We start from the raw sequence: 14,496 nt of genomic DNA, 5'->3' as shown, positions 1-14,496 counted from the left end.
GCCACAGAAGCGGGACTGCCGCGTCCGTCCGAACGGCGCCCGATCCCGGCCGAGCAGGTCTCATGCGCATCCTCATCACCGCGGTCCTCGTGGCCGCCGGCATCGTCGTCGGCGCCGCCGTCCCCGCCATATCCGCGTTCGTCCGCGGCCTCCTGACATCGGCCGGGCTGCCGCCGGCCATCCTCACCTTCGCCGCCGGCCCGCCCCCTGGCGGGAAGGCGCCGAAGGACGAGGCCGACCATGCCGAAGGCGACGGCCACGACCACGGCAAGGCCGCCGCGCCGAAGGCCGAGGGAGCCCACGCTCACGGCGAGCACGAGCATTCCGAGGCGGAGGGCGAGGAAGGCCACGTCAAGATGACGGCCGAGCAGGTCGAGGGGCAGGACATCGGCGTCGCCAAGGCCGAGGGCGGGACGCTCTCGCGACACGTCCTGGTGCCCGGCACCATCACGCCCGATACCGACCGGATCGCCCGCGTCCCCGCCCGCGTCGTCGGCACGGTGTCCGAGATGCGCAAGCGCCTGGGCGACGACGTCAGGAAGGGCGAGGTGGTCGCCCTCCTCGACAGCCGGGAAGTCGCCGACGCCAAGAGCGAGTACCTCACCGCGATGGTCCAGTCCGACCTCCAGAAGATCAACTTCGAGCGCCAGCAGAAACTCTTGGCGTCGGCGGCGGCATCCCAGGCGGCGTTCGACAACGCCAAGGCCGTGTTCCAGGAGAACCAGCTGCGCGTCGACCTCGCCCGCCAGAAGCTCTCGGCGCTGGGCCTGAACGCCGCCGAGGTCGCCGCCGCGCAGAAACGCGACGAGGCGACGCCGAACGCCTCGACGCTGCGCCAGTACGAGCTGCGGGCGCCCATCGCCGGCCGCATCGTGGAGCGCAAGGTCGATGTCGGCACGGCGGTGGGCAAGGAGGGCGACCCTGCCGACGTCTACACCGTCGCCGACCTCTCGACCGTCTGGATCGAGCTCGCGGTCCCCACCTCCGACCTCGCCGAGGTCCGGGAGGGCGCGCGGGTCACCGTGAACCGCGGCGGCCGCAGCGAGCAGGGCAAGGTGGTGTTCGTCAGCCCGCTGCTGAACGCCGACACCCGGTCCGCCCGGGTCGTGGTCTCGCTGCCCAACAAGGACATGGCCTGGAGGCCCGGCACCTACGTCACCGCCGAGGTCGAGACCGCGACGGACCAAGTGCCGGTGCGGGTCGCCAAGTCGGCGCTCCAGACCGTCGAGGGCAAGCGCGTCGTCTTCGTGCGCACGGACGAGGGCTTCGAAAAGCGCGAGGTCGAGCTCGGGCGCTCCGACGACGACGGCTTCGAGGTCGTCTCGGGCCTCAAGCCCGGCGAGACCATCGCGGTGGCCAACACCTTCCTCCTCAAGGCCGAGCTCGGGAAGAGCGAAGCCGACCACGACCATTGAGGAAGCCCGACATGATCAGCCGCATCCTCGACTTCTCCGTGCACCAGCGCTGGCTGGTTCTGCTCCTGTCGCTGCTGGCCGCCGGCTTCGGCGGCTACTCGGTCACCAAGCTGCCGATAGACGCGGTGCCCGACATCACCAACAACCAGGTGCAGATCAACACGACGGCGCCGTCGCTCTCGCCCGTCGACATCGAGAAGCAGGTCACCTACCCGGTCGAGACCGCGCTCGCGGGCATCAAGGGGCTCGAATACACCCGCTCGCTCTCGCGCAACGGCTTCTCGCAGGTCACCGCGGTCTTCGCGGAGAAGCTCGACATCTACTTCGCCCGCCAGCAGGTCGCCGAGCGCCTCGCGCAGGTGAGGCGGGACCTGCCGCCCGGCACCGAGCCCAGCATGGGGCCGATCTCGACCGGGCTGGGCGAGATCTACATGTGGTCGATCCATTACGCGAAGCCCGGCGAGCGCACGGTCTCGAAGGCGGGCAAGCCCGGCTGGCAGCCCGATGGCAGCTACCTGACCCCCGAGGGCCAGCGCCTGAAGACCGAGCTGGAGCAGACCGCCTACCTGCGCACCGTCCAGGACTGGATCATCCGCCCCCTAGTCAAGACCGTGTCCGGCGTGGCCGGGGTCGACGGCATCGGCGGCTTCGAGAAGCAGTACCACGTCCAGCCCGACCCGACGCGGCTCGCGTCCCTCGACCTGTCCTTCTCGGACGTCGCCCGGGCGCTGGAGGCCAACAACGCCAACCAGGGCGCCCGCTACCTGGAGGACAACGGCGAGGGCTACGTCGTGCGCGCCGCCGGCCGCCTGGAGAGCATGGACGAGATCGGCGACGTGGTCGTCGCCACCCGGGGCGGCGTGCCGGTGCGGATCAAGGACATCGCCGAGGTCCGCATCGGGCGCGACCTGCGCACGGGCTCGGGCAGCGAGGACGGCCAGGAGGTCGTCGTCGGCACCGCCCTGATGCTGATCGGCGAGAACAGCCGCACGGTGGCTGCCGCGGTCGACGCGCGCATGGAACAGATCCGCAAGAGCCTGCCGCCCGGCGTCGAGGTCCAGACCGTCCTCGACCGGACCCGGCTCGTCGAGGCGACCGTGAAGACGGTGGTGAAGAACCTGTCCGAGGGCGCGGCTCTCGTCATCGTCATCCTGTTCCTGCTGCTCGGCAACATCCGGGCCGCCATCATCACGGCCCTGGTCATCCCGGTCGCCATGCTGATGACCATGACCGGCATGGTCGAGGCGAAGATCTCGGCCAACTTGATGAGCCTCGGCGCCCTCGATTTCGGGCTGATCGTCGACGGGGCGGTGATCATCACCGAGAACGCCCTGCGCCACCTCGCAGAGAAGCAGCAGGAGCTGGGCAGGGGGCTCGACACCGAGGAGCGCCTCCAGACGGTCCGCGCCTCAGCCGAGGAGATGATCAAGCCGTCGCTCTACGGGCAGGCGATCATCATCTTGGTCTACGTCCCGCTCCTGACCTTCACGGGGGTCGAGGGCAAGATGTTCGAGCCGATGGCGCTGACCGTGATCATCGCGCTCGTGGCGGCCTTCGTGCTGTCGCTGACCTTCGTGCCGGCGCTCATCGCCATCGTCATCACCGGCAAGGTCACGGAGAAGGACAACCTCATCATCCGGGCGCTCAAGGCCGCTTACCGCCCGGTGCTCGGCGCGGCGGTCCGGGCGCCGTTCGTCTTCGTCGGCGCGGCGCTCCTGCTGCTCGTCGGGGCGGGCATCCTGTTCACCCGCCTCGGGACCGAGTTCATCCCGCAGCTCGACGAGAAGAGCATCGCCCTCAACGCCACCCGAATCCCATCGACCTCCCTCACCCAGTCGCAGGCGATGCAGCTCAAGGTCGAGAAGGTGGTCTCGAAATTCCCGCAGGTGGCCTACGTCTTCTCGAAGACCGGCACCGCCGAGGTCGCCTCCGACCCGATGCCGCCGAACTCCTCAGACACCTTCGTCATCCTGAAACCCCAGGAGGAGTGGCCCGAGCCGAGCCTGTCCAAGGCCGAGTTGCAGGAGCAGATCGAGAAGGCGGTCGGGGCGCTCGCCGGCAACGTCTACGAGTTCTCCCAGCCGATCCAGCTGCGCTTCAACGAGCTGCTCGCCGGCACCCGGGGCGACCTCGCCGTGAAGGTGTTCGGCGACGAGTTCGAGCCGATGCTGAAGGCGGCCAACCAGGTCGCGGCGGTCCTGAAGGGCATCGACGGCGCCGAGGACGTCAAGGTCGAGCAGACGGCGGGCCTGCCGTTCCTGGAGATCAAGATCAACAAGGCCGAGGCGGCGCGCTACGGCCTGAGCACCGGGGCGATCCAGGAGGTCATCGGCGCGGCCATCGGGGGACGGGACGCCGGCGTCGTGTTCGAGGGCGACCGTCGCTTCCCCATCGTCGTGCGCCTGACCGACAAGGTCCGCGAGGACCGGGAGGCCCTGGAGAACATCCCGGTGCCGCTGCCGGCGGGCCCGAACGGCCGGGCGAGCTCGGTCCTGCTCAAGCAGGTGGCGAGCTTTTCGGTCACCGAGGGACCGAACCAGATCTCGCGCGAGAACGGCAAGCGGCGGGTCGTGGTCACGGCCAACGTGCGCGGGCGGGACATCGGCTCGCTCGTCGCGGAGGCGCAGGCGAAGGTTGGAAGCCAGGTGCAGCTGCCGCCAGGTTCCTACCTCACCTGGGGCGGGCAGTTCGAGAACCTCGCCTCGGCCAAGCGGCGGCTGATGGTGGTGGTACCGGTCTGCTTCTTCCTGATCTTCCTGTTGCTGTACTCGGCCCTGGGCTCGCCGCGGGACGCGCTGCTGGTGTTCAGCGCGGTGCCGCTTGCCCTCACCGGGGGCATCTTCGCGCTTTGGCTGCGCGGCATGCCGGTCTCGGTACCGGCGGCGGTCGGGTTCATCGCGCTCTCGGGCGTTGCGGTCCTCAACGGCCTCGTCATGCTGACCTTCATCAAGCAGCTCGTGGCGGAGGGCCGGCCGAAGCGCGAGGCCATCCTGGAGGGCGCCATGACCCGGTTGCGGCCGGTGGCGATGACGGCGCTGGTCGCCTCGCTCGGCTTCGTGCCCATGGCCATCGCCACCGAGACCGGCGCCGAGATCCAGCGGCCGCTCGCCACCGTGGTCATCGGTGGCCTGATCAGCGCCACCCTGCTGACCCTGATCGTGCTGCCGGCCCTGTACGCCCGGTTCGGCAAGGTTGTCGTCCCGAAGGTCGCGGAGCGGCCGCGGGAGCCGGGGCCACGACACCTCAAGGCGGCGGAGTAGACGAGATGCGACGCGTCCCAACCTGGTTGGCGGCTCCTTTCGCCTTCCTCGCGCTGACGGGTGCGGCTCCGGGCGCGGACGGAGGCGTCGGCGAGGCTCCGTTCGGCCTCGCGTGGGGGCCCGTCGCCGACGTGCCGCGCCCGCTCAAGGCCGACCGCGAGGCCAACCTGACCGCGCTGTACTACCCGCGTGGCTGGCGGCCGGCCGTCGGGTCGGCAACGGCCGAGGTCGTGCTGGTGGTCTGCCGCGAGGAGGGTCTGCAGGAGGTCGTCTGGGTGGGGCTCCCCCTGGCGGGCGAGGAACTCGCGCGCGTGCGCCGCGCCATCCACGACGAAGGGGTGCGCCGCTACGGCGAGCCGACACCGGGGCCATCGGCCGATTCCGAGCTCTGGCCCGGCGGTCGGGCTCTCCTGGCCAGCCGCGAGGCTCCGGACGGGCGGCACGAGCTCGTCATGGCGGCGTTCGGTCCCGGCTACGCGGCCTGCTCGGCCGCCCACCTCGCCGCGACCGGACACCCCGCCGGCGCGCACGTGGCCGAGCTCATCGGCTCCTCCGGCCCCTGAGGCGGCCGGTCCGGGACGGCAACGAAAGACTGGGAGCGACATGGGACACGGACACGCGCACGGCGGCGGCCACGGGCATTCGCACGGCGGCGGCATACCCGCGGGCTCGGCGGCGGGCAGGAACAAGGGGCGCCTAGCCTGGGCGCTCGCCCTGACGCTGACCTACATGGCCGCGGAGGTCGTCGGCGGCCTGCTCACCGGCAGCCTCGCGCTGCTGGCCGATGCCGCCCACATGGTCACGGATGCCGGCGGCCTCGCGCTGTCGCTGCTCGCCATCCACTACGCGGCCAAGGCGCCGTCGCCGGGCAAGAGCTTCGGCTACATGCGCTTCGAGATCCTGGCGGCCCTCGCCAACGCCGTCGTGCTGCTCGGGGTGACGGCCTACATCCTGTACGAGGCCTACCGGCGCTTCTTCGAGCCGACCGAGATCCTCGGCTGGCCGATGATGCTGGTCGCGTTCGTCGGCCTCGGGGTGAACCTCGCCAGCATGAGACTCCTCGCGGGCGGATCGTCGGAAAGCCTCAACGTCAAGGGCGCCTACTTCGAGGTCTTCTCCGACATGCTGGGTTCGGTCGGCGTCATCGCCGCGGCCCTCGTGGTGATGGCGACGGGCTGGCGATGGGTCGATCCGCTGGTCGGCGCCGGCATCGGCCTGTTCATCGTGCCGCGCACCTGGCGCCTGTTGAGCGAGGCGCTTCACATCCTGCTGGAGGGAACGCCTCTGGGTGTCGATCTTGCCGCGCTACGAACGGAGATCGAGGCGATGCCTGGCGTGCGGCGCGCCTACGACCTTCATGCCTGGACGCTGACCTCCGGCTTCGACGCGATGAGCGGCCACGTGGTCATGGACGACGTCGCCGCCGGACCCGACCTCATCCGCGCGGTCCGGCGTCTGGTGAAGGAGCGACACGGCATCGAGCACGTCACCGTCCAGGTCGAGGACGAGGCGCTTTCGGCCGAGGCCGCGCGCCTGCCCGTGTGACGGCGAGCATCCGGCATGAGCAAGAAATCGGCGCGGCTGCAGAGCGAGTGGGCGCCAAATCCTCGGCGCAAGCGACGGGTCAGGCCATACGTCCGCAAAGCCGCGGATCGAATGATGATAGCGATCTGTATCGGATTGCCTCTGGCCGTATTGTTTCTCCAATACTTCAAGCACCTCATGAAGTGATGCCTGAGTAATGATGCTTGACTATGCAAGGTGTTTTCAATGAATGATCTACAAACGCACCATTTTGCCGTGACGACAACGGCGATGCTTGCGGTTCTGAGAACATCGACCATCGCCATGATGACCCTTCTCATGCAAAAACTTTCAGCACCTGAACGGGAAGAGGTTTTCGCAGAGATCGCGGCGACAATCGGTGAGTTGCCCCCGGATTATTCCCAGGCAGGCCCCGTGGGGACCAAGTTCTACGAAGAGGTGGTGGCCGAGGCGCCGGCGCTCGCGAAGGCATTCGTCCAAGATTTGCGTAGATCTCTTGGTTGAAATCCGATGAGACCATTTATCAGTTATCGAGTGTTGGTGACGGAGAGCAGAGGTCCCGCGGACCTGACGCGCCTGTCGCCTTTTCTGTGCTCGGTGCCCGGCCCGTCACTGAGGCTTAGGCGTCTCCGTATCGAGTGCCAACTGGGCATGGCGGATCTTCCTGGCGACACCGCGCCTGCGCGGGTTGCTCGCCCTGAATTTCGCCGTCGCGGCGGCCGGCGCCATGGTCATCGTCAATACCGTGGTAATCGTCCAGGCCCTGCTCGGACGCCCCCAGCACGACGTCGCCCTTGCCCTTGGACCCTTCGGCGCGGGCTCGATGGCCGCCGCCCTGGTCCTACCGCGGGTCCTGGACCGCCTGTCCGACAGGGGTGTGATGCTGCCGTCCGCCGCCTTCCTCGGAGTCGTCCTCGTCGGGGTCGCTGCCCTGACCTGGTGCGGGGCCATCGGCTGGCCCGTACTGCTCGGGACCTGGCTCGTCCTTGGGATCGGCTACTCCGCCGCCCAGTTCGCGCTCTCGCACGCGTCGTGGCTCCTCACTTACCCGCTGGCGGGCTGCCTCGGCGCTGCCGTCGGGATGCCCGCGACCCTGGCGGCACTCGGCGCCCTGACCGTCGCGGGCGTCGCGGCGGCGGCCATGCTTTGGCCTGCATCCGACCCGGACGTCGTCGCACATGCCCACGCGGACCTCGACCCGTCCCACCCCCCCGTGCGGGGGATCGGTCAGGGCCGGCACGAGCATGCTTTCGTCATCGACGACCTGCATCGGCAATGGCCGTCCAGGGCGAATTAGGAACCACACGGCGAGCGTTGGAACGGCGACGCTCAGGGGGGGCGTCGGGTGCCGGACATCCCTCATCCGATGGTCTGTCGGGGGCCGTGAGGATTGCGTCGCGGCAGGTCCGCATCGAGGGGAACACGGCATGAGGACGTTGCTCGGATCCTGGCAGCTGTGGGCGCTGCTTTCTGCCGCCTTCGCGGCGTTGACCGCGATCTTCGCCAAGGTCGGCATCGAGAACGTCAATTCCGACTTCGCCACCTTCATCCGCACGGTCGTCATACTCTGCGCCCTCGGCGCCATCCTGGTCGGCACGGTCCAGTGGGTACCGGTCGGGTCGGTCTCGGCCAGGACCTACGTGTTCCTGGTGCTCTCGGGCCTCGCCACGGGCGGCTCATGGATCTGCTACTTCCGCGCCCTCAAGCTCGGCGAGGCCAGCCGCGTGGCCCCGGTCGACAAGCTCAGCGTCGTGCTGGTGGCCGTCTTCGGGGTCGTCTTCCTCGGCGAACGTCTATCTCCACCGAATTGGCTCGGCGTCGCCCTCATCGCCGCCGGGGCCGTGCTCGTCGCCTATCGAGGATGAAGCCGGCGGGAAGGGATGCGTCGCGGCGCAGTCCAGGGCGAGGGCTCGAAACCGGACGGACCGACCGATGCGCGTGCTGTTGATCGAGGACGACCGGATGATCGGCGAAGGGCTGTCGAACGGCCTCTCGGCCGAGGGCTATTCCGTCGATTGGGTCCGCGACGGCGGCGAGGCCGAGACGGCCCTGCTCAACGGCGGCCACGCGCTCGCGCTGCTCGACCTCGGCCTGCCGGGCGGGGACGGACTTCGGGTGCTTCGATCCGCCCGGGCGGCCGGGATCGACACGTCGGTGCTCATCATCACGGCGCGGGACGGCCTCGAAAGCCGCGTCGCAGGCCTCGACCTCGGGGCGGACGATTACCTGGTCAAGCCGTTCGAGATGCGCGAGCTGCTCGCCAGGATGCGGGCCATCCTGCGCCGTCGGGCCGGGCGGGCGAGCGCGCGGCTCGTGGCCGCCGAGACCGAACTCGACACGGAAAGCCACGTCCTGTCCCACGCCGGGACCGTCGCGGTCCTGTCGGCGCGCGAATACGCCCTCATGCACGCCCTGATGGAGCGACCGGGGCGCATCCTCTCTCGTGCGCAGATCGAGGAACGCATCTACGGGTGGGGCGAGGAGGTCGAGAGCAACGCGGTGGACGCCCTGATCCTCACGGTCCGTCGAAAGGTCGGCAAGGGCGTGATCCTGAATGTCCGCGGCGCAGGTTGGATGGTACCCAAGCCATGAGGGCCGCCTCCCTGCGCCGCACGACGCTCGTCTGGATGACCGCCCTGCTCGCCGGAATCGGCTTGGCCGCGATGGTCGCGGCCTATGCCCTCGCGCGGATCGAGGCGGCCGATTTCCTCGACGGGCAGTTGCGGCAAGTCGCCCTCAACGCCGGTCCCGGGCTAACGGACGCGGACGCGCCGCCCGCCGCCGACCAGGACCCGGAGGACCAACTCGCCGTCACCATCTGGAAGGACGGGCAGGTCCTGCGCGACGACCGCGGCGTCGACGTCCGCCACCCCGGCCGCACGGGATATGCGAACGTCGTCATGGGCGGCGAGCTCTGGCGCACATACACGACCGCCAACGGCACAACGACGGTCCGGGTCGCCCAGCGCGACGTCGTGAGGGCGGAGTTCGCACGCAATGCGGCGCTCGGTGCCGTGGCCCCCCTGCTGCTCCTCGTCCCGCTGTCGTGGATCGTCGTCGGCTGGGCGATGAACCGGGCGCTCGGGCGGCTCGACGGCTTGGTGCATGACCTCGCCGGGCGCGGCGCCGCCGCCCAAGGCCCCTTGCCGACGCGCGGCGTGCCGACGGAGGTGGCGCCCCTCGTCGAGGCCATGAACGGGCTCATCCTTCGCCTGCAGGCCGCTCTGGCCGCCCAGAAGCGGTTCGTCGCCGACGCGGCGCACGAACTGCGTACGCCGCTCGCCGCGATGCAGATCCAACTCGACTCCCTCGGCGGGCCTGCCGGTGGCGGGAGCGACGCGCGGCGTACGGCGCTGGCGGACGGCCTCCGGAGGGCGAACCGGCTGGTGGATCAACTGCTCCGTCTCGCCCGGCTCGACGACGGTGCCGAGGCGCGTCCTGCATCCGTCGACCTCGGCCAGCTCCTGCTCGACTGCGTCGCCGACCACGTCGTGCTCGCCGAGCGCAAGGACATCGACCTGGGCGTGCATATCGAGACACCCGCGACGCTTCACGCGTCGGAGGACGAGGTCCGCGTCCTGTTCGCCAACCTCGTCGACAACGCCCTGCGCTACACGCCGTCCGGAGGCCAGGTCGACGTCCGTCTGCTGAACCGGGACGGTGCGTGCGTCGTCACGGTTCGGGACACCGGCTGCGGGCTGCCGCCGGGAAGCGAGGGCCGCCTGTTCGACCGCTTCTTCCGGGCCGCGCCACCGGAAGTCGAAGGCACAGGGCTCGGGCTCGCCATCGCCCGCCGCATCGCGGAGCGCAACGACCTCGGCCTGACGGTCGAAAACCGACGTGACGGGCAGGGGACCCTCGCAACCGTCAGACTGCCGGCCTGAGGCCGAGCCTGCGGCTCCTTTGGACGAAGCTCATTCTGCCCTCATTATGGCTCGCTATCACGGTGCCCGACCATGACGGACGGGAGACGGGGATGAGCGAGATCCAGCGCCAGATCTTGAACAAGGTACCGGAGGTCACCGCGGTCTTCTGGGTCATCAAGATACTGTCCACGACCGTCGGCGAGACCGGCGCGGACTACCTCGCGGTGAACGTCGGCCTGGGTGCCGCCGTCACCGCCACCCTCACGGCCGGCCTCCTCGCGGCCGTCCTCGCCCTGCAGGTGCGCGAGTGGCGCTACTTGCCCTGGACCTATTGGTCGACCGTCGTCCTCGTCAGCGTGGTCGGCACGCAGGTTACCGACATCCTGACCGACAAGCTCGGCGTGAGCCTCTTCGTCAGCACCGGCGTGTTCGCGGCCGCCCTCGCCACCGTGTTCGCCCTTTGGTACGCGACCGAGCGGACGCTCTCGATCCACGCCATCGTGACCCGGCGCCGCGAGGCGTTCTACTGGCTCGCCATCCTCCTGACCTTCGCGCTCGGCACGGCCGCGGGCGACCTGGCTACCGAGGCGCTGGGGCTCGGCTTCAATCTCGGCGTCGTCATCTTCGGCACGATGCTGGCCGCCCTCGCCCTCGCCTGGCGCCTCGGCACGAACCCGGTGACGATCTTCTGGCTCGCCTACATCGTCACGCGCCCCCTCGGCGCATCGCTGGGCGATCTGCTGTCGCAGGCACGGGAATACGGCGGCCTCGGCTTCGGCACGGCCTCCACCAGCCTCGCCTTCTTCGCCGTCATCGTCGCCCTGGTGACGTCCCTGAGCCTCGTCTCCGGACGCCCTGGCGAGCCGGCCGGACAGCGGCGGGCCTGACCGTCCGCCGCCTCCCGCATCCCCATCCTCCAGTCCTTCCAACGCCGCACGACACGGAGCGAATGACCATGCGAAACATCCTCCTCGCCGCCATCGCCGCGACGGTCATCGGCGCCACGGCCGCCCCCCTGGGCCTGCAGGCGATGCAGGACGCCGCCGTCGGAGCGACGCCCAAGGCGATGGCGGCCTCGAAGCTCGGCGACCTCTCCAAGTTCCGGACCATCGTCGTCGACGTAAAGGCGATGACCGACCGGGGCGACCTCGCCGCCGCCAAGACGCGCATCAAGGACCTGGAATTGTCCTGGGACGCGTCCGAGGCCGGCCTGAAGCCGCGAGCCGCCGCCGACTGGCACGTCGTGGACAAGGCCATCGACCGCGCCCTCGACGCGCTGCGGGCGTCGAACCCCGATCCGGCCGCCTGCCGTCGCGCGGTCGACGACCTGCTCGCCATCATCGACCAGACCCACACCGCCTGAGCCGGCACTCGCTTTCCCACGGCAGCCCGATGCAACCGACCGAGCGACCCGGACACGTCGAACCCGCCAAGGTGCCTGAAGCCACCGCCGGGTTCTGGGCCATCAAGATCGTGGCCACGACCCTGGGCGAGGTCGGCGGCAACGCCGTCACGTTGACGCTCGGCCTCGGCTATCTCGCCGGCACGGCGATCTTCGGGGCCGCCCTGGCGGTGCTGCTCGCCGCACAGGTCCGGGCGGACCGCTTCCAGCCGCTCCTGTACTGGGCCGTGGTCACCGCGACGACGCTCGCAGGCACGACCCTCGCCGACTTCTGCGACCGGTCCCTCGGCATCGGCTACGCGGGCGGGTCCCTGGTGCTGCTCGGATCGGTCGTCGCGACCCTGATCCTGTGGAAGCGCACGCTCGGCACGGTCGCCGTGGAGACGGTGCGGTCCCCGCGGGCCGAAGGTTTCTATTGGGCCACGGTCATGTTCTCCCAGACGCTCGGCACCGCGTTGGGCGACTGGATGGCCGACAGCAGCGGGCTCGGGTACAACGGGAGCGCGCTCCTCATCCTCGTCGCGCTGGCCGTGGTCACGGCCCTCCATCTGCGTACGCGCGTTTCCAGGCCGATGCTGTTCTGGACGGCGTTCGTCCTGACGCGGCCGCTCGGCGCCACCCTCGCCAACTCGCTCGACAAGCCGGTCGCTTCCGGCGGCCTGGGCATCGACGACATCACGATCTCCGGCGTCCTCGCGATCGTCATGGTCGGGCTCGTCCTCCTCATCCCGCAGCGTGCCGGTCGCCGGGCGGCCTGCGCCGACGCGCCGTCAGGTTTCCCCTCGAAGAAGGAGCAGGTCCGATGGACGACCGTTACGAACGCGCCCTGAGCAAGGTACCCGAGGTCACGCTGGGCTTCTGGATCGTCAAGATCCTGGCCACCACGCTCGGGGAGACCGGCGGCGACACCGTCACCATGACCCTCGATTGGGGCTATCTCGCCGGCACCGCCCTGTTCGCCGTGCTGCTGGTCGGGCTCGTGGTCGCCCAGATCATGTCGAAGCGGTTCCACCCGGTCCTGTACTGGTCCACGATCGTCGCCTCGACCACCTTCGGTACGACGATGGCGGACTTCGCCGACCGCTCGCTCGGCATCGGATACACCGGCGGATCGACCCTGCTCCTCGCCTGCCTCGCGGCCGTGCTCGGGCTCTGGTATGCGACCGAGGGCACCGTGTCGGTGGACACGGTTTCGACCCCGCGGGTCGAGGCGTTCTATTGGGGGGCGATCACCTTCTCGCAGACGTTGGGCACCGCGCTCGGCGACTGGCTCGCGGACACCGGCGGCCTCGGCTACGAGGGTGGCGCCCTCGTCTTCGCGGCGGCGCTCGCGGTCGTCATCGCCCTGTACTACCGGACCTCCGTTTCACGGGTCACGCTCTTCTGGGCGGCGTTCATCCTGACCCGCCCGCTCGGGGCCACGGTGGGCGATTTCCTCGACAAGCCGGTCGCCGACGGCGGGCTGAACCTGAGCCGGCCGCTCGCCTCCGCCGTGATCGGGGCCTTCATCGTCGCGCTCATCGTCCTCCTCCCGCAAAGGGCCGGTCGGCATCCGACAGAGGGAGCGCAGGCGTCGCGGTGACCCGGACGTTCCCGTGCGAGCGCCGAACGGCCACCGTGCCTTGCCCGCAGCTTCCGGATCGCCACGTCCAAGCGTATGAGGAGGGGGAACCTCTAGGGCCATAGCATGCCCGCTGCGTTACGCGACGACTTCATCGGGCTGGATGAGTACGAACGCCTTTGCGAAGCGGCGGAGGAAGGGGAGCGGCTGGAGTACATCGACGGGCAGGTAATCCGCATGCTGGTCGGCGGCTCCATCGCCCACGATGCCTTGACCCGGCCCCTCGATGACCTGACGGTACGACCGCGGCGGGAAATGGCTCGAATACCAGACGCTGCCGGACCTCATGCATTTCGTCCTTGTCGCGCAGGACCAGCGCCGGGTTGATTTCTTTCACCGTCAGGGAGACGGATGGCACTACGAAGTCCAACAAGGACCAACGCCGTCCTCCGGCTAGCGGCCATCGGGGTCGAGTTGAGGCTCGACGATCTCTACTCGTCCATCCCGATGCTCGCCCTGGAGGACGGCGACCTTGCTACCCAAGCCACGTTCGCCCCCGCTCAGGTATCGGGCATCGCGGGGATGAAGGGTCTTCCACGCTCGCCGGACATCTACGCCAAGGTTACGGAGATGGACGCCGGCGAGTGTGAGGCGGCCGTAGCTGCCATCGTCGGCTTGGTCGGTACGCCCGCGATGGTGGACTGAGAGTCCGTACTGCCGGAGCGGTTGCAGGACCGGCTGGATGCTGTTCTGAGCGCCAGCACTTACAATGAGGCAGTCCTTTCAGGAGCCGGGCGGCTTAATCATAACCGAAGGGGGGCGGCCCCATGAGGGCTTGGGCCTCCTCCGACGCCCGGTCGACGTTGCGAGGGTGTTTGCCCGCTCTGGCACCCGCCGCGACGACCAACGCCGGATGGAACCCCGTCTTCCTTACCCACTCCGAACCTAAGCGGTCCGTACCCCGACGGCTTCGGCGGCCATGGCGCTCAGCAGGTAACCATCCCCGAAGCGTTGGATCTCGGTCACCAAAGGGCACTGACGAAAGCTCGATGTTGACAGCGGAGAGCATCTCTGAATCAATGCTCTACCGGCCTGAAAACCGGCCGATATGCCGGCGAGGTCAGGCTTCTCAGTAAATCGGTCCACATAACTCGCTTCCCGGGATATGTTTTACTGAGAAATTACAGGCCGTCCCGTCACACGTCGAGATTCGCCACGCTCAGCGCGTTCTCCTGGATGAACTCGCGGCGGGGCTCCACCACGTCGCCCATCAGCTTGACGAACAGGTCGTCCGCGTCGGTCGTGTCCTTGACCTTCACCTGCAGGAGCGAGCGCACGTCGCGGTCGAGCGTCGTTTCCCAGAGCTGCTGGGCGGTCATCTCGCCGAGGCCCTTGTAGCGCTGGAGCTGCAGCCCCTTGCGGCCGAAGGCCATCACCGCCTCGAACA

The 14,496-nt window shown here is 69.2% G+C and carries 15 protein-coding genes and 1 pseudogene; 14 read left to right on the top strand and 2 right to left on the bottom strand.

The window, feature by feature from the left end; genetic code table 11:
- Window positions 1–62: 62 nt before the first annotated feature.
- From E1J50_RS09835 to E1J50_RS09775, 13 genes are all read left to right on the top strand, one after another.
- Window positions 63–1,415 carry an efflux RND transporter periplasmic adaptor subunit gene (locus E1J50_RS09835; RefSeq protein WP_007563937.1) on the top strand — a complete coding sequence of 451 codons (1,353 nt, stop codon included), beginning with the start codon at window positions 63–65 and terminating at the stop codon, window positions 1,413–1,415.
- Between the two features lie 11 nt (window positions 1,416–1,426).
- Window positions 1,427–4,675, top strand: coding sequence for an efflux RND transporter permease subunit (locus E1J50_RS09830; RefSeq protein WP_007563935.1), 3,249 nt, complete (start codon window positions 1,427–1,429; stop codon window positions 4,673–4,675).
- A gap of 5 nt (window positions 4,676–4,680) precedes the next feature.
- Entirely contained in the window at window positions 4,681–5,238 is a 558-nt protein-coding gene (locus E1J50_RS09825; protein WP_007563933.1) for a hypothetical protein, read from the top strand.
- A 40-nt stretch (window positions 5,239–5,278) separates the two neighbouring features.
- Window positions 5,279–6,220, top strand: a complete 942-nt coding sequence (locus tag E1J50_RS09820) for a cation diffusion facilitator family transporter (protein ID WP_007563931.1) — start codon at window positions 5,279–5,281, stop codon at window positions 6,218–6,220.
- 225 nt (window positions 6,221–6,445) lie between these two features.
- Window positions 6,446–6,724 (top strand): hypothetical protein, encoded by a 279-nt coding sequence (locus E1J50_RS09815; RefSeq protein WP_124262910.1) that lies wholly within the window; start codon window positions 6,446–6,448, stop codon window positions 6,722–6,724.
- Between the two features lie 184 nt (window positions 6,725–6,908).
- Window positions 6,909–7,517: an MFS transporter gene (locus E1J50_RS09810; protein ID WP_245516505.1), complete on the top strand. Its 609-nt coding sequence runs from the start codon at window positions 6,909–6,911 to the stop codon at window positions 7,515–7,517.
- Window positions 7,518–7,647: 130 nt separating this feature from the next.
- Entirely contained in the window at window positions 7,648–8,085 is a 438-nt protein-coding gene (locus E1J50_RS09805; protein WP_050733501.1) for an EamA family transporter, read from the top strand.
- 67 nt (window positions 8,086–8,152) lie between these two features.
- On the top strand, window positions 8,153–8,812 hold the full coding sequence (locus E1J50_RS09800; RefSeq protein WP_050733500.1) for a response regulator transcription factor: 660 nt from the start codon (window positions 8,153–8,155) through the stop codon (window positions 8,810–8,812).
- Window positions 8,809–10,104: a sensor histidine kinase gene (locus E1J50_RS09795; protein ID WP_007563921.1), complete on the top strand. Its 1,296-nt coding sequence runs from the start codon at window positions 8,809–8,811 to the stop codon at window positions 10,102–10,104. The genes E1J50_RS09800 and E1J50_RS09795 overlap by 4 nt, the downstream gene beginning before the upstream one ends.
- A 92-nt stretch (window positions 10,105–10,196) precedes the next feature.
- Window positions 10,197–10,973: a COG4705 family protein gene (locus E1J50_RS09790; protein ID WP_050733499.1), complete on the top strand. Its 777-nt coding sequence runs from the start codon at window positions 10,197–10,199 to the stop codon at window positions 10,971–10,973.
- A 68-nt stretch (window positions 10,974–11,041) separates the two neighbouring features.
- The gene (locus E1J50_RS09785) at window positions 11,042–11,449 is read left to right on the top strand and encodes a histidine kinase (RefSeq protein WP_132253018.1); all 408 of its coding nucleotides are present in this window, start codon (window positions 11,042–11,044) and stop codon (window positions 11,447–11,449) included.
- A 29-nt stretch (window positions 11,450–11,478) separates the two neighbouring features.
- Window positions 11,479–12,318: a COG4705 family protein gene (locus tag E1J50_RS09780; protein WP_007563915.1), complete on the top strand. Its 840-nt coding sequence runs from the start codon at window positions 11,479–11,481 to the stop codon at window positions 12,316–12,318.
- Window positions 12,291–13,070, top strand: coding sequence for a COG4705 family protein (locus tag E1J50_RS09775; RefSeq protein ID WP_007563913.1), 780 nt, complete (start codon window positions 12,291–12,293; stop codon window positions 13,068–13,070). Before E1J50_RS09780 ends, E1J50_RS09775 begins: the two co-directional genes overlap by 28 nt.
- Window positions 13,071–13,187: 117 nt before the next feature.
- On the opposite strand, the gene E1J50_RS09770 is transcribed toward E1J50_RS09775, so the two are convergent.
- On the bottom strand, window positions 13,188–13,397 hold the full coding sequence (locus E1J50_RS09770; RefSeq protein ID WP_007563911.1) for a hypothetical protein: 210 nt from the start codon (window positions 13,395–13,397) through the stop codon (window positions 13,188–13,190).
- 63 nt (window positions 13,398–13,460) lie between these two features.
- Here E1J50_RS09770 and E1J50_RS09765 point away from each other — a divergent pair, with 63 nt between their 5' ends.
- Entirely contained in the window at window positions 13,461–13,754 is a 294-nt protein-coding gene (locus E1J50_RS09765) for a hypothetical protein (RefSeq protein WP_007563909.1), read from the top strand.
- Window positions 13,755–14,245: 491 nt separating this feature from the next.
- On the opposite strand, the pseudogene E1J50_RS09760 reads toward E1J50_RS09765, so the two are convergent.
- Window positions 14,246–14,496: pseudogene (locus tag E1J50_RS09760) on the bottom strand (DNA gyrase subunit B); the annotation flags it as partial.

Source organism: Methylobacterium segetis (genome assembly GCF_004348265.1).
GTDB lineage: Bacteria > Pseudomonadota > Alphaproteobacteria > Rhizobiales > Beijerinckiaceae > Methylobacterium > Methylobacterium segetis.
The sequence above is the reverse complement of the archived record's forward strand: the minus strand, read 5'-3'. Positions and strand labels throughout refer to the sequence as shown.

Bases quoted from the DNA above. Each gene is read 5' to 3' on its own strand.
- E1J50_RS09835 (WP_007563937.1), top strand. From the start codon at position 63: ATGCGCATCCTCATCACCGCGGTCCTCGTGGCCGCCGGCATCGTCGTC.
- E1J50_RS09830 (WP_007563935.1), top strand. From the start codon at position 1,427: ATGATCAGCCGCATCCTCGACTTCTCCGTGCACCAGCGCTGGCTGGTT.
- E1J50_RS09795 (WP_007563921.1), top strand. From the start codon at position 8,809: ATGAGGGCCGCCTCCCTGCGCCGCACGACGCTCGTCTGGATGACCGCC.
- E1J50_RS09765 (WP_007563909.1), top strand. From the start codon at position 13,461: ATGGCACTACGAAGTCCAACAAGGACCAACGCCGTCCTCCGGCTAGCG.
- E1J50_RS09805 (WP_050733501.1), top strand. From the start codon at position 7,648: ATGAGGACGTTGCTCGGATCCTGGCAGCTGTGGGCGCTGCTTTCTGCC.
- E1J50_RS09770 (WP_007563911.1), bottom strand. From the start codon at position 13,397: ATGAGGTCCGGCAGCGTCTGGTATTCGAGCCATTTCCCGCCGCGGTCG.
- E1J50_RS09780 (WP_007563915.1), top strand. From the start codon at position 11,479: ATGCAACCGACCGAGCGACCCGGACACGTCGAACCCGCCAAGGTGCCT.
- E1J50_RS09815 (WP_124262910.1), top strand. From the start codon at position 6,446: ATGAATGATCTACAAACGCACCATTTTGCCGTGACGACAACGGCGATG.
- E1J50_RS09775 (WP_007563913.1), top strand. From the start codon at position 12,291: ATGGACGACCGTTACGAACGCGCCCTGAGCAAGGTACCCGAGGTCACG.
- E1J50_RS09825 (WP_007563933.1), top strand. From the start codon at position 4,681: ATGCGACGCGTCCCAACCTGGTTGGCGGCTCCTTTCGCCTTCCTCGCG.
- E1J50_RS09820 (WP_007563931.1), top strand. From the start codon at position 5,279: ATGGGACACGGACACGCGCACGGCGGCGGCCACGGGCATTCGCACGGC.
- E1J50_RS09800 (WP_050733500.1), top strand. From the start codon at position 8,153: ATGCGCGTGCTGTTGATCGAGGACGACCGGATGATCGGCGAAGGGCTG.
- E1J50_RS09790 (WP_050733499.1), top strand. From the start codon at position 10,197: ATGAGCGAGATCCAGCGCCAGATCTTGAACAAGGTACCGGAGGTCACC.
- E1J50_RS09785 (WP_132253018.1), top strand. From the start codon at position 11,042: ATGCGAAACATCCTCCTCGCCGCCATCGCCGCGACGGTCATCGGCGCC.